Here is a 16,711-nt window from a genome sequence, read left to right on the forward strand (position 1 = left end):
GATTCGTCCCGGTCTGCCCAAAGCACCCCATACTCTCCGCGTCGCGATTCGCGATGTCCCCATTTCATGCCAAGGTCGATTCATGACTGAACTTGACTCGGGCTCTAGATCGTTGCAAACGCTGTACTCGTGGTTCGCCGATGGAAAGCTGTCCGTCAATCGCCGTTATCAGCGAAAGCTCGTCTGGACGCTCGACGAGAAACAGAAATTGGTGGAGTCGGTGCTGAAGCAGTACCCGGTGCCGGCGATTCTCTTAGCCGCCAAGGAAGACGAGGGATACGAGATTATCGACGGCTTGCAGCGGCTCCATACCTTGATGTCTTTCATCGAGACTGCATTCGTCACGCTCGGCGGTGCGCGGTTTGATGTGTCACGTTTCCCGACTGCTCAAGCTCGCGCGGAGGAAAGCATTTTCGAGGTCCAGGGGCGTGACCAGGTCCTCACAGCGCGGGAAGTTAGTACCTTCCTCGACTACAACATGCCAGTGTCTGTGATGAAAGGTGCATCCGAGACCGAAATTGACGAGGTATTCGCGCGCATCAACACCTACGGCCACCGGCTATCGGACCAGGAGAGACGCCAAGCAGGCGTCGAAGACAAATTCGCGGAGATGGTTCGTGATCTCGCGTCCAGTGTGAGGGGCGACGTCTCGCCGCAGATTCTCGATCTGGGCGCTATGCCTGCCATCAGCATCGACCTGCCGATGACGCGCCAAGGGTACGACGTCGTAGCGGCCGAGGTCTTCTGGGTCGAGCAGGGAATCCTACGTTCGACCGACCTACGGGACAGTATGGACGAGCAGTGCATCGCGGACATCGCTGCGAGCATCGTTGGAGGACAGATCCTCGATCGATCGAAGGACGCGCTCGACGCGGTCTATGAGAACGGTTCAACGGAGAACGCGCGAATTGCCACTGCCCTCGACACGCACGGAGCCGACAAGTTCTCAGCAGAGTTCCGCTTCTGCATTGACGAGATCAAGAAGATATGCGCGCTCGATCAAAGCAAAAAGTTGCGGTCGATAATATTCTCGAAGTCCAACACCAACCCGTTCCCGGCAGTGTTCGCGGTACTGATGATTGCGCTACACGAGGCGCTCATTGGCGGCTCGAAACAGATCGCAAACTACGCCGGTGTTCGCGGTGCCCTTACCGGTCTCGACGACCGATTGGAGACCAGCCGACGGTCCACCTCCCCAGATGAGCGACGAAAGAATGTAGACGTAGTCAAAGGGTTGATCGGCCAGCATCTTGTGGATGTCGAGAGGGAGGATCTCTATGACGACCACGGGATCACGGCCATTGACGACATGCTCAAGCTGTCGATGATCGAGTTGGCGCACTATGAACTCAAGCAGGGCATGTTACGGCTCGACGAAACGCGTTCGCTTGACGACGACGCGGTAAAGCGCGTCATGCGGACGATCTGCGCTATCGCGAACAACGGTCGCGACCGCAGCGGGTTGATAGTCGTCGGAGTATCCGATCGCCCAGCTCACACCGCGAGGATTGTCGAGCTCGATAACGTCGAAACCAGGCGAGTCGGCATGCGCGACGTCGTTGGGGTTTCTCGCGAAGCCCGCGCTCTGAACGAGAGCGTCGAACAGTACGTGGCACGTTGGAGGCATGCGATTGAGCACTCGCCGCTAAGTGAGCCGCTCAAGTCAGATGTACTCTCGTCGATTGCGTTCAACGATTACTACGGCCTCGGGGTACTGCTGATCCGGATCCCTCGGCAGGAGCAACTTTCCTACTATGGCGACGAGGTGTTCTGGCGACGCAACGACGAGACCATTGCCGCCGGTGGTGCAAAGAAGGCCGTGGAGTTGGCGGGACGTTTTACGGTCCCGCAGGCTGTTGCCGAGTCGTCCACTACGTAGGCCGACTACGCGCGGGTCGAACCCCACCTGGGTTCGCCCGCAAGCTGTGCGATGCGTAGCGGCGAATCGGATTGCTGGGGCGATCTCATCTGCGGCGCGACTCCTCGACGATGCGAACGAGCAAGGCGTCGTCTGTACGGGCCTCGCTTTGCGCGGCGTGGCGCTGGCGGAGCTCGGCGAGGGCCTCAGACATACCTACGTTCCGGTGGTGAGCATGGCGCTCGACGCGGGTGCGGTCGGCGCCTTTGAGCTCGGCGACCGTGGCCGGGAGCGCGGGCATACTGGCGAGGGCGTCGGCAACGATTGCCGCTACGTCGGCGGTCACTTGGCACCTCCCGAGGTCCAGCCCTTGCGCGGCGCGACGATGGTGCGCACCTCGCCGAGCGCGCGCTTGAGGTCAGCGTCGAGGGCGTATCGCATCATGCCTTCCTTGCGGGCGTACAGGCTCGGTGTGAGCGTCGAGGCCTCGGCGAAGCTCACGAGGAGCTTGTCGATTTCGTCGAGCTTCGCGACAAGCGCCGCGTGACGCTCGTGCGTGACCGCCTCGGCCTTCTCGGTGACCTCGGGCGCGTCGACGAGCGTCGAGCGGACGGCGATCCAAGCGTGCTTGAGGTCGCGCTCGGCGGCCTTGCTAGCCCTTTCGGTGTCGTGCACCACGTTCTGAAGCTGGCGCCAGTGATCGTACGCGACAGAGGGGAGAGGGGTCCAGTCACCGTCAGCGGCGCGGCGCGAGGCTTCGCGGAAGTCGCCGATAGCGGCGGAGTGCGCCTTTCGGGCGGCCTCGGCGGTGTCCTTGGCTTGGGCATGCGCCTTGCTGGCGGCCTTGGTCTCAGAGGTGACGTTGAGGAGCCACTCGGGCGCGGGCGGCCGGGCAGGGTTCAGCGGGTCGATGGGAAGCGAGATCATAGGGAGGTTCCGATCGTCGGAGCGTGCCGTCGCCCAGTAGAGACGCGGCGGGTGGGCGGTCAGGCCCAGAAGCTGGCTCGCCAGACGTGCGGCGGGAGCTTGAGGCTTTCGGGAGCGCGGCGGCGTACGCGGAGGACGTCATTGGCGCACGCCTCGATTGAGCGGTGGCCGTGCTCAGTGCGACGGCGACACTCAGCGAAGCGCTGTTGGAGGAGCTCGCGGGTGCCTTTGTCGAGGAGCTCGACGGGGTTATCGGTCATGGTGCGGGCGCTTTCAATGTGGGGGTGCCTCGGCCGGGAACTAGGGCAGAGGGGTGCCCGCCGCCGCGGCATCCGCGCAACTGGATTGGGGACGGCGGCGGGCACGTTTACACGCCGCGGAGGCGCGTGAGCTGGTGCGTCGGGAGGCTCGGCTGAGTGCGGGTGTACGCCAACACGGCGCCGGGGCCGACGCGGACGAGCTCGGCGAGGAGCTCGTTACGGGTCGGCGTCGGCAGGGCCAGGAGCTCGCGCGCGATCTGGCGCGGCACGTGGAAGGCGGAGGCCGCACGGGCGATGCGCTTGCGCTGGGCGTCGGTCATGGCGTGGCCTTTCGTCGGAAGCGGTCGGCGGCGTCGATGACGCGGCCCTCGGTGCCCGTCGCCGCGAGGGTCTCGCGCTGGAGCGTGAGAGCGCCGACGCGGTCGCCGGAGCGGAGGAGCGCGAGGCGGCGCTCGAAGAGGTCGAGCTCGCGCTCGGTCTCGGTGTTGCGGTAGGCCATGGCGTCAGCCTCCTCGCGGTAGGCGTCGGCACGGTCGCGGATGACCTCGGATGTCTCTTGCATGGCGGCGGTGTCCTCTCGTGGTGCCGTGCGGATGGACTCGGGGAGTATGTGGAAGCGGCCTTCGCGGGTGCGGTGCGTGTCGACGCCGAGCTCGGCGAAGAGCGCCAGCGCGCGGTTACGGCCGACCTCGACGGGGCGGAGCGGGTAGCCCTCCTCCTCAGCAACTTCGGGCCACTCGTCGACCGGCGCGTCGAGGTCGGGGCGCTCGGGACGCGGGGCGAGGAAGCCGTCGCCGAAGTCGCGCTCGTCGCGCCAGCGCTGGAGCTCGGTCTCGTAAGCGTCGAGCTCCATATCGCGGGCGTCACGGCGAGCCTGGAGGGCCTCGCGCTCGCTCTCGTAGGCGTCGAGAGCGGCCTCGGTGAACTCGGCGAGCTCGGTGAGGAGGTCGGTGCGGACGATGGGCTCAGCGTCGCCCCATGTAATGCGGTCGGCGAGGAAGGCGGTGACCGTCTCGCGCTCCCACTCGGCGCGGCGGACGCGGTGCGCCGAGACGCGCTCGGCGGTCGACTTTGGCGCCGGGCGCTCGCGCTTGGGCTTGGCGACCGGGGCGGGCTTGAGCGCCGGGCCGACGGCCGCGGTCACGGCGCCGAGGTACTCGGCGACCTCGGCCTCGTCGGCGAGGCGGAGGAAGTCGCGGAGACCGCGGTAGACGTCCGCGCGGCCGTGCTCACGCAGGCCGGTCACACGCTCGGGCAGGGCGCCGAGAAGGTCGGCGACGATGCCGCGGAGCTCGACGGCCGGGAGGTGCACGAGGGCGCCGTCGCGGCGGATGACGAGGCCGGTCTCGCCGCGGAAGGCGGGGCCGACGTCGGTGAGGTGGCGCGCGACAAGGTACTCGGCGACGTGCTGAGCGCTCGGCACGCGGGCGTGGAGCGTCCACTCGGCCGCGGCATCGTAGAGCTCGCGGAGGGACGCCGTAGGGCGTGCTGAGCGGTCGGTCTGCGCCCGGGCGTAGAGCCTTACGGCGTCGGGAATGCGGGAGGTCATGGGTCCGAGATTCTGCGCGCCCTGAGCATGGGCGGTCCGGTCGCGGGTGCGGAGCGTGAGGCAGATACACCAAGCGGCCCGACCCTCGCACCGGACAAAACGAGGGCGGGCCACTTGGCTTTCACTCGCGCCGGGGGCTCAGTCCGGGGCGAGGTGCGCTAGAGAGCGCGGTCTATGGGCAGACGTCAGGCGGCGCGCGGTAGGACGCGCTCAGCTTCGGCGGCAATCGCGTCGAGCTCACGGCGGTAGTGCGCGCGGTCGGCGTCGGTGACGCCGGGGGCGGTGAGGCCGACCACGGCGGCCGTCTGCCGGTGGAGGAGGGCGGCGGCGGCCGTTGCGGCGCGGGCCGCGATCTGCTCCCGGTGACGACGCTGGCGGCAAGTGGAGCCGCATGTCACCGCGTCGGCGCGGGTGGCTTCAAAGCGTCCCCCGCACGAGTCGCAAGTCAGGGTGTAGAGCGTGGTCATGGCGCTCCTCTCGGGGGCGGGTGTTGTCACGGGCAAAGGGCTAGTGAAAGTGCCCGCCTGAAAGGGGGCGGGCGAGGGGCGGGCTGGGAGCGCCCGGCGGCGGGTATTTTGGGGTGCACACTATAGACCGCCACCCTGCTCACGCGGGGCGGGGAGGTGCCCGACAGGAAGAGAGACCGCCAGCAGAGGCTCGGATGCTCAATGCCGGGAGCGGGCGCCGTGGGTGGGGCGGCCGACTGGCGGCGCGGGCGGGCCGTTGGCGGGGGCGTGTCAGTTTCGCGTAACGTTTGCCCGTTTGCGTCCCTTACCTATTCCGGGTACTAGGCGACTCTCTCTAGTAAGGGGAATAGAGAAGGGACGGAACTGTGGAAACGTTACACAGAACTGACACACACGGCCCCACTTCGGCGCCAGTCGGGGCCGCCGCCCTGCCCCCGGCGCCTCCTCGCGGCGTTTACACGCGGGGCTGTGAAGCTCAGTCCCTGGTGGGCGGGACCGCTCGCGTCGCGAACGCCCTGGCGAAGAAGTCCATTGGAGTGACCCCCAACGCGGCGATGGCGCTGATAAGCACGTCGGTCGGCATCTGGCGTTCGTTGCGGAAGTAGCGGCCGACGGTGTCGTCACGTTCGCCGGGACGCTCCGCGAACTTGGCGCGTGTCCCGAACACGTCGAGCGCTTGCTTCTTCATTTCGCGCATGACGTCAGCGCTGGTGAGGGGTTCGTCAGTGGGAGGCGCGCCCGTGATCGTAGCCGAAGCAAGAGAGAAGCCCCCGCGCCGAAGTAGGCACGGGGCTGGAGGGTTAGTCGCGGAGAGACGCCGGGCCGAGTGAGGGGCCGTCGTCGTCTAGGTCAGCAACCAGGCCGAGCTCGGCAGGGGAGGGGCGCCAGACAATATCGAAGCGTGACTCGTCGAACCGACGCCCGCCACGCTTGCCAGCGCGCACCGCGACATGGTCGATGCCCGCGGCGAGGAGCTCGCGCCGCCGCGCCACGTCGGCGGCGGCCCACACGTCGCCGAAGGCCTCGCCGGTCTCCACGAGCTCCACCTCGGCGGGCGGCGGTCCCTCGGCGGCGAGCTCGCGCACGCGGCGCCGTAGCTTGCGCTGTTGCACGACGAGCCGGTCGGCCTCGTCGTCGTCGGTGTCCGGGTCGCCGAGGCGCGCCGAGACGGCCGCGAGGGCCTCCTCGGCCTCGGCGAGCTCGACGGCTGGCCCCTCGTGCGTGACACGCATGGTCACCGGCATATGCGCCGTCGCGGCGAGGAAGCGGGCCTCGACCCATTCCTCCAGCGGCGCGGCTGTGACGGCCGGGCCGAGGCACGCCTGGCCACGGGATCGCTTGGCGCATACATACCGGGAGCGGCCTTCGCTCGTGACGCCGACGTGCATCGGACCGTCGCAATGTGCGCACACGGCGAGACCTGCCAGGAGCCGAGAGCGGGTACTCGGCGCGCGCTCGCGGCCTGCCATCGGTGAAGCGGCGTTCCGCTCCTCCAGTACGTCACGGCAAGCGCGCCAGAGGTCGAGCGGGAGCACGGGCTCCCACACCTGGCGAGGGTTGCCCTCGTCGTCGCGGAGCACGTCGAACTTGCGTGCCTCGCGGGCGGTGCCAGGAACACGCACCGACACGCGGCCCACGATGGATTGACCGAGGAGGGCACGGCGCACAGTCTGAACCGACCACGCGGGCGCCGAGGGTGGCTTGAGCTCGCTGGCGTTGAGACGTCGCGTAACGCCGTAAAGCGCCTCTCCGGCGACGATGCGGCGCGCGGCATCGGTGAAGAGCTCGACCGCGTGCGGGTCGGGCTCCAGCGCGCGGCCAACGCCGCTCGGGTGCGGCACGGAGCGGTAGCCGACGGGCGGACGCCCTCCGTGCCAGCGCCCCTCGCCTTTGAGGTGGCGCACGGTGCTAGAGACGCGGAGGCTTGTCGAGTCGGCCTCCATGCGAGCGACCTCGGCAAGCACCGACGCGATGATGCGCCAGGCGGGCTGATCGGAGTTGAGCCCGTCGTGAACGGCCACGAAGAGCGCCGACGGGCGCGCGTCGAGCGCTTCGATGAGTGAGGCAACGGCGCCGAGGCCCTGGCGGCTCCAGCGATCGAACTTCCATACGAGAAGCACGTCGGCCTCGGCGTCGCGGAGCATGCGGAGTGCCTCGTCGGCATGGGCGCGGCTCTTGCGACCGCTTACGCCGTCGTCGACGAGCTCGTCGACAATAGACAGGCCGCGGCGCTCAGCCTCTGCGGTGAGGTCGGCGCGCTGGCGATCGATGGAAGTGCTTGCCTCGTCGCGGGCATCGCTGAGGCGGAGATAGAGCGCGGCGGTGCGCCGCTTCGGCTTCTGGGCACGAGGTGACATGTGCCAATAGTACGGCGGGCGTGCCCGGGGCTGCCACGATTCACGCAAACTCCGCCCGCGAAGCGCTCATCAAGCTGGCGTCTCTCCCGCTGCTTGCGGGACGCAACATTGACTCAGCTTTCGTGATTCCCGCAGTTGCCTCGTGCGTAGACCTGGTTGCGCATTGCCATCGGGACTCGTCGGGAAGAAGACGCGTTGTCGAGATCATCGCGCCCTCCCATTCGGACCATGGCGTCATCGAAGCGACAACTCTCTACCAATTGGCTGCGACGTGACCTTCGTGTGGGGCGCAGTGCTGGCCGCCGGGGTGCTGTTGGTGTTCTCACCCTGGATGTGGCCTGCTACCGGTGAAAGTGTGCCCTCCCTCGGAGGGCAACGTCTCTCGCGTTTGCTTGAAGACGCAGGGCTCGCTCGGGTGGCGCCAGCGCTAATCGTGATGGTTGCTATCGCGCTTGCCGCGGTGGTGGCGGCGACGGCTTGGCTGACCACCCAGGTGCTGGCGCTGGCGGCTGTCGCGCTGATCGTCGGTGCCGTTGCGCCGTTCGCGTGGTTGCGCGCCCGGCGAGGATCTCTGGTGCGATCGCGCCGTGCACTCTGGTCCGACGTTTGCGACCTGCTGATTGCCTCTGTGCGTGCGGGGATGTCCCTTCCCGATGCGGTTGCGTCACTAGCGCATTCCGCCCCCAGCGAGCTGCGTCCAGCGTTCTCGGGGTTTCGGCGCGACATCATGGCTTCGGGGCACTTTGACTCCAGTGCAGCAAGCCTCAAGGTCGCGCTCGCCGATCCAGCTGCGGACCGCATCGTCGAAACGCTGCGAATGGCGCGCCAGGTCGGCGGCACCGAGCTCACATCGGTGTTGCGTGCGCTCGCCGAGTCAGTGCGGGCAGATGCTGGGCTACGAGCAGAGGTCGAGGCGCGGCAATCGTGGATTCGCGGTGCAGCGGTGCTTGGGGTCACCGCGCCGTGGGTCATCCTCATCTTGCTCGCGTCGCGGCCCGAAGGGCAAAGTGCGTACGGTAGCGCCGAAGGCATGGTGCTTATCGTCGCGGGTGCCGCCGTTTCTTTCGTTGCCTACCGGGCGATGATCGGGATCGGGCGGCTGCCGGAACCCAGGCGGTGGTTCGGATGAACCCCGTCCTCGTGAACGACGTGGCTTTCGCCATCGTCCTAGGATCGGCGCTGGGGATCGGGGTCTGCCTGCTGGCGTCTATTGCACCGCGATGGGGTGCGCAATCTCTGTCTCGACGCATAGGTCCATACCTCCGCGACATCACCGACCCGCTCGGAATTGCTCCGCCAAGGCCGGCAGGGGGCAGACAGCTCAGCGAGCTGTGGGACATGCTCAAGGCACGTTTGGCGCGTGTCGCCGGCGGAGATGCCTCTGTTGCTCGCCGGCTGAGACAGGCGGATCTGCGAGTCGATGCTGCCGGGTATCGCGGTCGTCAGCTCACTTGGGCGGTGTTGGGCCTACTTGCAGGATCACTCATCACGGTGGTTGTTGTTGTCGCGGGGCGTGGAAATCCGGGCGTGGGGCTCATTCCGGTGGCGGCCGCGATCGGTGGGTTTTTCGCGTGCGACCTGTGGCTGAGTCGGCTGGCGAGCGCGAGAGTGGCCCGCATCGAAGATGAGTTGCCGACTGTGCTCGAGTTTCTCGCTCTTTGCCTGGCCGCTGGTGAGGGGATCCTTGACGCCTTGCGTCGCGTGAGCGGGGTGGGATCTGGCGAGTTCACCGCCGAACTCAGAGGTGTCGTGGTTTCTGTGGGGACGGGGTCATCGCTGTCAGATTCGCTTGGGTCGCTGTCGCGTTCCCTCGAGATTCCTTCTGCGTCGCGCGCAATCAACCAGCTCGTCTCGGCAATCGATAGAGGCGCACCGCTCGCGCAGGTTCTGCACTCGCAAGCGCTCGACGCTCGTGAAGAGGCGAAACGCGGTCTCATCGAGCGGGCTGGCAAGAAAGAGATCTACATGCTTGTCCCTCTCGTGTTTCTCATACTGCCCCTCAGCGTGCTGTTCGCGGTTTTTCCCGGCATCTTCATGCTTCGACTGGGAATCGGATGACCAACGCATCTGCCCCCAAACCCAAAGGAGAGAAATGATCCATCGCTATTCGACCAAACTTGCCGAACGCCTCTATCGCGCTTCGGTAGGCCTGCATGACGACGAGCAAGGGGACGTACCAGGCTGGGTGCTGATCACGTTGATGACTGCCGGGCTGGTCGTCGTGATCTGGGCGCTCGCCGGACCGGCCCTCGCGGGCCTCTTTGAGCAGGCTATCTCCAGCGTTTCAGGCTTCTGATCGGTGCTGATCAGGGGCGACCGATTCGCTGGAGTCTCGGATGATGATCGCGGGTCGAGCCCAGTGGAGTTCGTGCTCGTGGGCGCGTTGCTCACGGTGCTCACGCTCGGTGTACTTCAGCTTGGACTTGCGATCTATGTGCGCAACGTCGTGCACGATGCGGCGGTGGAAGGTGCCTATCACGCGGCGCTCGCCGACACGACGCTGAGCGAAGGAGCAAGCCGCACACGTGCGATCGTCGCGCGTACGGTGGGGTCTGACTACGCCACTGATGTCACCGTGCGAACCACCACTGCGCTCGGGCACGCTGCCGTAGAGATCCGTGTCACGGCGAGCCTTCCGCTTGTGGGGCTTTTCGGCGCGCCGCACTCTCTGGAGGTGGTGGCGAGTGCACCCGCCGAGTCCTTCGACTGACCTCCGCAGCGATCCTCTGCTCGATGATGAGGGCGGCTCGGCGGCGTTGGAGTTCATTCTCGTCGGCGTCGTTCTGCTGGTGCCGTTGGTCTACCTGATTGTTGCGCTCGGGCAGATTCAGGGCCAAACATTGGGTGCCGAAGCAGGTGCGCGCCATATCGCGCGCACGATCGCGACCAGTTCGAACATCGATGAAGCGCGCACGAGCGCAAATCTTGTACTCGCATCGGTCGCAGAATCGTATGGAATGGAGCCGAGCAGGGTCGTTTTTTCCCTCGATTGTCGCCCCGTCGCAGCGGCGTGCCCTTCAGCGGGCGCAACGGTGATCGTCACGCTGAACACCACGGTCACGCTGCCGATGATGCCGTCGATCTTTGGCCTCGATGAGATGGCGAGCGTGCCCGTCGAAGCGACGGCGGCACAGAAAATGTCGCGCTTCTGGGGAACCACGAGATGACGGGGCACGATGAGATGACGGGGAACGCCGCGAAGAGCTCGCGCTCACGCAAGCGCGATGATGAGGGCAGCATCCTGATCCTCACTCTGGGGTATGCCGTCCTTGCCATCGTGCTGATTCTCGTGTGCGTCGATGCCACGAGTCTCTATATCGCGCAGAAGCGTCTGGACGCGGTGGCTGACGCAGCCGCGATCGCAGCGGCTGATGGCTTCACACTGACGGTGCGAGACGGCGCAGCGATCGCTGAGCTGAGTTCGGAGGCCGTGCTCGCGGAGGCACAGGTGCTCGTGGATGCTGTCGGTCAGGGGGCCAACGTGGTCGAGGCGTCATCGCCCGACGGGATTTCGGCGCGGGTCACCGTGGCTCAGACCTGGCGGCCGCCAGTGATGACACTGTTCGTGCCTGACGGTATGGGCCTGGAATCCACCGCCACCAGTCGTACCGCACTGCGCTGAGCGGGAACTACCGCACTAGCGCTTGACGCCGAAGAGGAAGTAGCTGGCGGGGCCGATCCAGTTCACCATGATGGCGGGCACCCACATCCACTTGGGGCCCTTCACGTCGCGGTCCCGACGCATGCGAAGATCCCAAAGAGCGAGAAACGCGAATGCCAGCTGTGCGATCGTGAGAACGCCGAATCCCAGGCGTCCAGCGGGTGTGCGGACTTTCTTGTTTGTCATTGTGGTTCCTTTCGCGCCAGCTTCCATCATGCCTCAGTGACAGTGACTTCGGCCATGCTCAGAAGCCATTTGTGTTGAACCATTCGCGGCGGCGTTCATACTCATCTGCGGTCTCTGCCGGATCGAACGTGCGGTGTTCGGCGAGCACGGCACCGGTGATCTCAACGAACCGGTGGCAGATCATGCATAGCCCCCGGCCGTTCGGGTAGCCATCCGTGCTGCTGGGCACCGGGGTGCCCAGCGCGGCTGAGCCCGGACACCGCGGCGGGTCGGCGGCAGCATCCACCCACATGACCATTCGATGCTTGTGCAGACCGGGGTGGCCCAGTGGGCGAGTGCACCGACGCGATGCATTGCGGCTTTGGCAGAACTGCATGACATCGCTCACTTGTTTGCACCGCCAGCCGGACCTCGTGGCACGAAGCGTGGCACCCAGCGGGCGAACGCGAATGCCCCGAGCACGCCGATTGCTCCCATTGCGCCGGTTGCGACCGCGAGCGTCGATAACGCCGCGATGGCTGAGACAAGCAGCGGTGCGAACGCTCCGCCCGCGTCTGTGAGGGTGCGCCACGAGCCAAGAAAGGGGGCGGGGTTCTGCGCGGGGGCGACATCGGCGCCCAGGGTCAGCAAGATTCCGCTCGACAGTCCGTTGCCGACGCCCAGTACCGCAGCAAACATGGCGAACCACATCGCTGACTGGTCAAGGTCGTGCGTGAACGCCAGGGCTATGAACCCACCGCTCATCAGCAGCATGGCAGGCAGCGCAGCCCACAGCCGACCGAAGCGGTCCATCACCTGACCGCTGGCATAGAATAGCGCGAAGTCGATAGCGCCCGAGATGCCAACGACGAGCGCAATGGTCTGCGCATCCAAGCCGATCGACACGCCCCAGAGCGGCAGCACGACTTGGCGCGCAGAGCGAACAGCCGATAGCGAAGCGGCCGCGAGCCCCAGCCGTGAGAGCAGTCGGCGGTACCGCCACATCGTTCGAAAGACCCCGACGCGCTCCATCGTCGGGATGGACCCCGTGACGACCTCGCCGGTGTCCTCGACATCGTTCGAGGGGAGGGCGAGTCGCGGCGGCGCTGCGAACTCTGCCTCTGGGTCGGGCCCGAATAGTACCAGCGAGATCGTCGCGACGAGACAGGCAGCGAAGAACCACATCGCGGCGCGCTCGTCTCCGAAGATCGCAAGCAGCGCCGCTGCCACGAACGGGCCGACGAACATGCCCAGACGAAAAGTGCCGCCGAGTAGTGACAGGGCCCGAGCACGATAGGCGAGCGGCACTCGCGTTGTCATGAACGAATGGCGGGCCAGTCCGAACGCCGCGGCGCAGAAACCGATCAACAACACCGACAGCGCGAACACGCCCAGCGATGGTGCGAGCGCCATTGCGACCGCACCAACAATTGCGATAGTGCCGGCGATCGCCATTGTGATGCGTTCACCGAGGCGTGCCACAGCCCATCCCGCGGGGAGATTTCCTGCCAACTGTCCGATCACCAGGGCCGAAGCGACCAGCGCGGCGGTCGCGACATCGGCGCCCAGCTTGGCGGCAATCACGGGGATCAGCGGGATGATGGCGCCTTCGCCGAGGGCGAATAGCAGCGTTGGCCCATAGATCATCGGACCGAATCCCCAGAGGACTTCGCGCGCCGTCACGGGTTGGCGATGGTCTGGCACGCTTTCCACGTTAGTCTGGACTGTCATGCTTGACTTCGATCTTTCCACTGAAATCCAGGCGCTGCGCTCGACCTTCGGTGATATCCGCGCCGTGGTCGACGTCGACGCACTCACCGCTGAAATCGCACGCCTCAGCGAGGCTGCGGGCGTGCCCGATCTCTGGGACGATCCGGATGCTGCGCAGAAGGTCACGAGCGCACTGAGTCATCGCCAGAGCGAGCTCAAACGCATCAACGAGATCCAGCAACGCCTCGACGACCTCGAAGTGCTCGTCGAGCTCGCAAACGAGATGGACGACGAAGAGTCGGCTGATGAAGCGCGCAAAGAGCTGGCTGATCTGACCGCAGTGATGGGCCAACTCGAGGTGCAGACCCTCCTCGACGGCGAGTACGACGAGCGACCGGCCGTGGTCACCATCCGCGCGGGCGCCGGTGGCGTTGACGCGTCAGACTTCGCCGAGATGCTGCTGCGCATGTACCTGCGTTGGTCAGAGCAGCACAACTACAAGGTCACGGTGATGGACTCGTCGTACGCAGAAGAGGCCGGCATCAAGTCGGCCACGTTCGAGGTCGACGCTCCCTATGCTTTCGGCACGCTGAGCGTTGAAGCGGGTACCCACCGACTCGTTCGCATGAGCCCGTTCAACTCGGCAGGCAAGCGCCAGACGAGCTTTGCCGCCGTCGAAGTGATTCCGCTCATGGAAGAGGCCGTCGAGGTCGATATTCCCGAAGCCGATCTTCGGGTAGACGTTTTTCGCTCCTCAGGTCCGGGCGGACAGTCGGTGAACACGACAGACTCCGCCGTGCGGCTGACGCACCTTCCGACTGGCACGGTCGTGTCTATGCAGAACGAGAAGTCACAGATTCAGAACCGCGCCGCGGCCATGCGTGTGCTGCAGTCCCGCCTGTTGCTGCTTCAAAAAGAGCAAGAAGCGGCGACGAAAAAGGAGCTGGCCGGCAACATCACCGCGAGCTGGGGCGACCAGATGCGCTCGTACGTGCTCGCGCCCTACCAAATGGTCAAGGATCTGCGCACCGACCACGAGGTCAACAACCCGTCTGCGGTGTTTGATGGCGATCTTGACGGTTTCATCGCCGCGGGAATCCGCTGGCGCAAGCGCAAGATCGAGGATTGATCCGCTAGCTCCGTGTCGCGCAGGCGCTCAGCCACACAGCGGCTTAGGCTCGTTAGGCCATGATCCGGTTCGAGAACGTCACCAAGAAATATCGCGGCACGGCGAAGCCGGCTCTACACAACGTCGACTTCGAAGTGCTCCGCGGCGAGTTCGTCTTTCTCGTCGGCGCGTCGGGTTCGGGAAAGTCCAGCTGCCTGCGACTCATCCTGCGTGAAGATGTCCCTTCGGAGGGGCGAGTTGTGGTGCTCGGTCGCGACTTGAAGACCCTGTCGAACCGCAAGGTGCCTTACTTCCGTCGTCACATCGGCGCCGTGTTCCAGGATTTTCGACTCTTGCCGAACAAGACGGTGTTTCAGAACGTGGCGTTCACGTTGCAAGTGATCGGCTCGTCGCGGGGTTTCATTCAACAGGCGGTGCCCGAGGTGCTTGCCTTGGTGGGGCTGGCAGGCAAGGAGAAGCGCTTTCCGCACGAACTCTCTGGCGGCGAGCAGCAGCGCGTCGCGATCGCTCGTGCGTTGGCGAATCGCCCTCAGGTGCTACTCGCTGACGAGCCAACCGGAAACCTTGATCCTGCAACTTCGGTCGACATCATGCAGCTGCTCGCCCGCATCAACGCGGGCGGTACGACCGTTGTGATGGCGACACACGAAGCAGGCTTCGTTGACCAGATGCAACGACGCGTCATCGAGCTGCGCCATGGCGTGATCATGCGCGATGAGCGCCACGGCGGCTACGGCGACAGATCGGGTCTGCCCTCGCTGGCACCGCTGCCCGAAAGGGGAGCGGCAGCAGTGGCTGCGCTCACTGCCGTGCTCGAAGTGCAGCGCGAAGTGGCTGAGGCCGCGCTGCTCCAGACTGCGCCCGAGACCGCCGAGCCCAGACCCGCTGGAGACGAAGCCGAACCCATGGCGTCAACGACGCAGCACGCGCAGCCCGAGCCGTCGATCGATGCGGGGGGCACCACGCGTCCGGTCGTCGATGCGGCAGCGCCGGCACAGACTGCGACGGGCCCGATCTCGCTCGCGGATCTTGCCGCCGAGAATGACACCGGCGCGTACGACGTCGCGGAGTTGGGCCTGGCCGACAAGCTCGGTCTTGGCCACGACGATGACCAGAGCGAAGTGGGGCCGACGTCGTGAGGTTTGGTTTGGTGCTGTCCGAGGCGTTCTCGGGTTTGCGTCGCAACGTATCGATGGTTATCTCGGTCGTTTTGGTGACGTTCGTTTCCTTGACCTTTGTTGGCGTTGCCATGCTGATGCAAATGCAGATCGGCACTATGCGAGACTTCTGGGTCGATCGCGCTCAAGTCGCCATTTACATGTGCACCGATATCTCGCAAGCCTCCACGTGTGCCGATGGTGCTGCCAATCAAGACCAGATCGATGAGGTGCAGAGCACACTCGACGGCGCAGCGCTTTCGAGCCTGATTGGTGACGTGCGCTTCGAAACGCGTGAAGAAGCGTACGACAACGTCATTGAACTGCTCGGCGACGACTACGCGAGCGTGATCGCGCCAGAGCAGATGAACGAGACGTTCTGGATCAACCTGATCGATCAGCGTGACTCCGACATCATTCTCGAAGCTTTTACGGGCACCGCTGGGGTCGAAGAAGTGCTGGATCAGCTGCAATATCTAGAGCCGCTATTCTCCGCGCTCACGGTCGCCACCTACATCGCCGTAGGCATCGCAGTTCTGATGCTGGTAGCTGCGGTGTTGCTCATCGCGACCACGATCCGACTCTCCGCCTATGCGCGAAGGCGTGAGCTGGGGATCATGCGGCTCGTCGGCGCATCCAATCGCTTTATTCAGCTCCCGTTCGTTCTTGAAGGGGTTTTTGCCGCATTGATCGGTTCGATACTGGCGAGTGCTGCCGTGCTTGCTGGTGTGCATTTCGGCGTCAATGAGTACTTGCGCAATCGCATCGATTTCGTGACGACCTGGATACGCATGGAAGACGCCTGGCTGGTCATTCCTGTACTGATCGTGCTCGGTGTTGTGCTGGCAGGGCTTTCGGCAGGCTTTGCGATCAGACGCTGGCTTCGCGCGTAGCAGTTCCACTGCGCCGCGAGCCCGCGCTCTTGCTATGCTGGAGGGCTGTCGCGCGGGGGCGCGAAAACAGTTCAACTACGTCAAGGAGTCGGCATGCCCAGGGAACGCGGGGAAAAGGTCATTGCGACCAATCGTCGTGCTCGCCATGACTATGCCATTGAAAAGACGTACGAAGCGGGCATGGTGCTCACCGGCACCGAGGTGAAGTCGCTTCGCCAGGGGCGAGCAAACCTCTCGGACGGCTACGCCTATGTAGACGGCGGCGAGGTCTTTCTCGACGCCGTGCATATTCCCGAGTATTCGCAGGGGCACTGGACGAATCACTCCTCGAAGCGCATTCGCAAGCTCCTGCTGCATAAAGAGGAGATCGTCAAGATCTCGCACGCTGTTTCGGCGGGCGGGTACACGCTGGTGCCGCTGAAGCTCTACTTCTCTGACGGTCGCGCGAAGGTGGAGATCGCCGTTGCGAAGGGCAAGCGTGAATTTGAGAAGCGCCAGACGATTCGCGAGCGCGAAGACAAACGTGAAGCCGAACGGGCGATGCGCGGCCGAAACCGCATGGGCGACTGACCGGGGTT

At 65.2% G+C, this 16,711-nt stretch carries 23 protein-coding genes; 12 read left to right on the forward strand and 11 right to left on the reverse strand.

The genetic code is table 11. From position 1 onward, the window contains the following. Positions 1 to 82: 82 nt before the first annotated feature. Positions 83 to 1,879 (forward strand): DUF262 domain-containing protein, encoded by a 1,797-nt coding sequence (locus SJY18_RS01185; protein ID WP_396668133.1) that lies wholly within the window; start codon positions 83 to 85, stop codon positions 1,877 to 1,879. A gap of 85 nt (positions 1,880 to 1,964) precedes the next feature. Here the strand turns inward: SJY18_RS01185 and SJY18_RS01190 are convergent, their stop codons facing one another. From SJY18_RS01190 to SJY18_RS01225, 8 genes are all read right to left on the reverse strand, one after another. Next, on the reverse strand, positions 1,965 to 2,204 hold the full coding sequence (locus SJY18_RS01190) for a hypothetical protein (RefSeq protein WP_396668134.1): 240 nt from the start codon (positions 2,202 to 2,204) through the stop codon (positions 1,965 to 1,967). After that, entirely contained in the window at positions 2,201 to 2,785 is a 585-nt protein-coding gene (locus SJY18_RS01195; RefSeq protein ID WP_396668135.1) for a hypothetical protein, read from the reverse strand. Before SJY18_RS01195 ends, SJY18_RS01190 begins: the two co-directional genes overlap by 4 nt. Positions 2,786 to 2,844: 59 nt before the next feature. Then, positions 2,845 to 3,045, reverse strand: a complete 201-nt coding sequence (locus SJY18_RS01200; RefSeq protein ID WP_396668136.1) for a hypothetical protein — start codon at positions 3,043 to 3,045, stop codon at positions 2,845 to 2,847. 107 nt (positions 3,046 to 3,152) lie between these two features. Continuing rightward, entirely contained in the window at positions 3,153 to 3,365 is a 213-nt protein-coding gene (locus SJY18_RS01205) for a hypothetical protein (protein WP_396668137.1), read from the reverse strand. Continuing rightward, positions 3,362 to 4,594, reverse strand: a complete 1,233-nt coding sequence (locus SJY18_RS01210; protein ID WP_396668138.1) for a hypothetical protein — start codon at positions 4,592 to 4,594, stop codon at positions 3,362 to 3,364. Before SJY18_RS01210 ends, SJY18_RS01205 begins: the two co-directional genes overlap by 4 nt. 185 nt (positions 4,595 to 4,779) lie before the next feature. Next, positions 4,780 to 5,061, reverse strand: coding sequence for a hypothetical protein (locus tag SJY18_RS01215; protein WP_396668139.1), 282 nt, complete (start codon positions 5,059 to 5,061; stop codon positions 4,780 to 4,782). A gap of 475 nt (positions 5,062 to 5,536) precedes the next feature. After that, the gene (locus tag SJY18_RS01220) at positions 5,537 to 5,758 is read right to left on the reverse strand and encodes a hypothetical protein (RefSeq protein ID WP_396668140.1); all 222 of its coding nucleotides are present in this window, start codon (positions 5,756 to 5,758) and stop codon (positions 5,537 to 5,539) included. Between the two features lie 103 nt (positions 5,759 to 5,861). Then, positions 5,862 to 7,418, reverse strand: coding sequence for a recombinase family protein (locus SJY18_RS01225; RefSeq protein ID WP_396668141.1), 1,557 nt, complete (start codon positions 7,416 to 7,418; stop codon positions 5,862 to 5,864). A gap of 20 nt (positions 7,419 to 7,438) precedes the next feature. Here SJY18_RS01225 and SJY18_RS01230 point away from each other — a divergent pair, with 20 nt between their 5' ends. From SJY18_RS01230 to SJY18_RS01260, 7 genes are read left to right on the forward strand one after another with little or no spacing between them, the layout of a single operon-like run. Further along, positions 7,439 to 7,693, forward strand: coding sequence for a hypothetical protein (locus SJY18_RS01230; protein WP_396668142.1), 255 nt, complete (start codon positions 7,439 to 7,441; stop codon positions 7,691 to 7,693). Continuing rightward, a complete protein-coding gene (locus tag SJY18_RS01235; protein ID WP_396668143.1) occupies positions 7,690 to 8,547 on the forward strand; it encodes a type II secretion system F family protein in 858 nt (285 codons plus the stop codon). Before SJY18_RS01230 ends, SJY18_RS01235 begins: the two co-directional genes overlap by 4 nt. Then, a complete protein-coding gene (locus tag SJY18_RS01240) occupies positions 8,544 to 9,476 on the forward strand; it encodes a type II secretion system F family protein (protein ID WP_396668144.1) in 933 nt (310 codons plus the stop codon). Before SJY18_RS01235 ends, SJY18_RS01240 begins: the two co-directional genes overlap by 4 nt. Before the next feature lie 34 nt (positions 9,477 to 9,510). Beyond that, positions 9,511 to 9,714: a hypothetical protein gene (locus tag SJY18_RS01245; protein WP_337338193.1), complete on the forward strand. Its 204-nt coding sequence runs from the start codon at positions 9,511 to 9,513 to the stop codon at positions 9,712 to 9,714. A gap of 3 nt (positions 9,715 to 9,717) precedes the next feature. Then, positions 9,718 to 10,128, forward strand: coding sequence for a TadE/TadG family type IV pilus assembly protein (locus SJY18_RS01250; RefSeq protein ID WP_396668145.1), 411 nt, complete (start codon positions 9,718 to 9,720; stop codon positions 10,126 to 10,128). Beyond that, a complete protein-coding gene (locus SJY18_RS01255) occupies positions 10,103 to 10,585 on the forward strand; it encodes a TadE family protein (protein WP_396668146.1) in 483 nt (160 codons plus the stop codon). Before SJY18_RS01250 ends, SJY18_RS01255 begins: the two co-directional genes overlap by 26 nt. Next, entirely contained in the window at positions 10,582 to 11,040 is a 459-nt protein-coding gene (locus tag SJY18_RS01260; RefSeq protein WP_396668147.1) for a pilus assembly protein TadG-related protein, read from the forward strand. The genes SJY18_RS01255 and SJY18_RS01260 overlap by 4 nt, the downstream gene beginning before the upstream one ends. 15 nt (positions 11,041 to 11,055) lie before the next feature. Here SJY18_RS01260 and SJY18_RS01265 read toward each other — a convergent pair whose 3' ends face one another. The 3 genes from SJY18_RS01265 to SJY18_RS01275 all read right to left on the reverse strand — a co-directional run bounded on the left by SJY18_RS01265 (position 11,056) and on the right by SJY18_RS01275 (position 12,891). Continuing rightward, complete coding sequence (locus SJY18_RS01265) at positions 11,056 to 11,265, reverse strand: PLDc N-terminal domain-containing protein (protein ID WP_396668148.1); 210 nt, start codon at positions 11,263 to 11,265, stop codon at positions 11,056 to 11,058. 58 nt (positions 11,266 to 11,323) lie between these two features. After that, positions 11,324 to 11,563: a hypothetical protein gene (locus SJY18_RS01270; RefSeq protein ID WP_396668149.1), complete on the reverse strand. Its 240-nt coding sequence runs from the start codon at positions 11,561 to 11,563 to the stop codon at positions 11,324 to 11,326. Positions 11,564 to 11,649: 86 nt separating this feature from the next. Continuing rightward, entirely contained in the window at positions 11,650 to 12,891 is a 1,242-nt protein-coding gene (locus SJY18_RS01275) for an MFS transporter (RefSeq protein WP_396668865.1), read from the reverse strand. An 82-nt stretch (positions 12,892 to 12,973) separates the two neighbouring features. Here SJY18_RS01275 and prfB point away from each other — a divergent pair, with 82 nt between their 5' ends. The 4 genes from prfB (at position 12,974) to smpB (ending at position 16,703) form a co-directional block, all read left to right on the forward strand. Further along, the gene (gene prfB, locus SJY18_RS01280) at positions 12,974 to 14,083 is read left to right on the forward strand and encodes a peptide chain release factor 2 (RefSeq protein WP_337338187.1); all 1,110 of its coding nucleotides are present in this window, start codon (positions 12,974 to 12,976) and stop codon (positions 14,081 to 14,083) included. A gap of 59 nt (positions 14,084 to 14,142) precedes the next feature. Beyond that, positions 14,143 to 15,222 (forward strand): cell division ATP-binding protein FtsE, encoded by a 1,080-nt coding sequence (gene ftsE / locus SJY18_RS01285; RefSeq protein ID WP_396668150.1) that lies wholly within the window; start codon positions 14,143 to 14,145, stop codon positions 15,220 to 15,222. Next, a complete protein-coding gene (gene ftsX / locus SJY18_RS01290) occupies positions 15,219 to 16,133 on the forward strand; it encodes a permease-like cell division protein FtsX (RefSeq protein WP_337338185.1) in 915 nt (304 codons plus the stop codon). The genes ftsE and ftsX overlap by 4 nt, the downstream gene beginning before the upstream one ends. Positions 16,134 to 16,226: 93 nt before the next feature. Next, complete coding sequence (smpB, locus tag SJY18_RS01295) at positions 16,227 to 16,703, forward strand: SsrA-binding protein SmpB (protein WP_337338184.1); 477 nt, start codon at positions 16,227 to 16,229, stop codon at positions 16,701 to 16,703. Positions 16,704 to 16,711 lie beyond the last annotated feature (8 nt).

Origin of the sequence: Microbacterium sp. R86528 (assembly GCF_044596335.1) — a bacterium.
GTDB classification, from domain to species: Bacteria; Actinomycetota; Actinomycetes; order Actinomycetales; family Microbacteriaceae; genus Microbacterium; species Microbacterium marmarense.

What these genes read in the sequence shown, in the direction of transcription:
- SJY18_RS01185 (WP_396668133.1), top strand. Translation starts at nt 83, where the DNA reads ATGACTGAACTTGACTCGGGCTCTAGATCGTTGCAAACGCTGTACTCG.
- SJY18_RS01195 (WP_396668135.1), bottom strand. Translation starts at nt 2,785, where the DNA reads ATGATCTCGCTTCCCATCGACCCGCTGAACCCTGCCCGGCCGCCCGCG.
- SJY18_RS01200 (WP_396668136.1), bottom strand. Translation starts at nt 3,045, where the DNA reads ATGACCGATAACCCCGTCGAGCTCCTCGACAAAGGCACCCGCGAGCTC.
- SJY18_RS01205 (WP_396668137.1), bottom strand. Translation starts at nt 3,365, where the DNA reads ATGACCGACGCCCAGCGCAAGCGCATCGCCCGTGCGGCCTCCGCCTTC.
- SJY18_RS01210 (WP_396668138.1), bottom strand. Translation starts at nt 4,594, where the DNA reads ATGACCTCCCGCATTCCCGACGCCGTAAGGCTCTACGCCCGGGCGCAG.
- SJY18_RS01215 (WP_396668139.1), bottom strand. Translation starts at nt 5,061, where the DNA reads ATGACCACGCTCTACACCCTGACTTGCGACTCGTGCGGGGGACGCTTT.
- SJY18_RS01220 (WP_396668140.1), bottom strand. Translation starts at nt 5,758, where the DNA reads ATGCGCGAAATGAAGAAGCAAGCGCTCGACGTGTTCGGGACACGCGCC.
- SJY18_RS01225 (WP_396668141.1), bottom strand. Translation starts at nt 7,418, where the DNA reads ATGTCACCTCGTGCCCAGAAGCCGAAGCGGCGCACCGCCGCGCTCTAT.
- SJY18_RS01240 (WP_396668144.1), top strand. Translation starts at nt 8,544, where the DNA reads ATGAACCCCGTCCTCGTGAACGACGTGGCTTTCGCCATCGTCCTAGGA.
- SJY18_RS01245 (WP_337338193.1), top strand. Translation starts at nt 9,511, where the DNA reads ATGATCCATCGCTATTCGACCAAACTTGCCGAACGCCTCTATCGCGCT.
- SJY18_RS01260 (WP_396668147.1), top strand. Translation starts at nt 10,582, where the DNA reads ATGACGGGGCACGATGAGATGACGGGGAACGCCGCGAAGAGCTCGCGC.
- SJY18_RS01265 (WP_396668148.1), bottom strand. Translation starts at nt 11,265, where the DNA reads ATGACAAACAAGAAAGTCCGCACACCCGCTGGACGCCTGGGATTCGGC.
- SJY18_RS01270 (WP_396668149.1), bottom strand. Translation starts at nt 11,563, where the DNA reads ATGGTCATGTGGGTGGATGCTGCCGCCGACCCGCCGCGGTGTCCGGGC.
- SJY18_RS01275 (WP_396668865.1), bottom strand. Translation starts at nt 12,891, where the DNA reads ATGATCTATGGGCCAACGCTGCTATTCGCCCTCGGCGAAGGCGCCATC.
- prfB (WP_337338187.1), top strand. Translation starts at nt 12,974, where the DNA reads ATGCTTGACTTCGATCTTTCCACTGAAATCCAGGCGCTGCGCTCGACC.
- ftsE (WP_396668150.1), top strand. Translation starts at nt 14,143, where the DNA reads ATGATCCGGTTCGAGAACGTCACCAAGAAATATCGCGGCACGGCGAAG.
- smpB (WP_337338184.1), top strand. Translation starts at nt 16,227, where the DNA reads ATGCCCAGGGAACGCGGGGAAAAGGTCATTGCGACCAATCGTCGTGCT.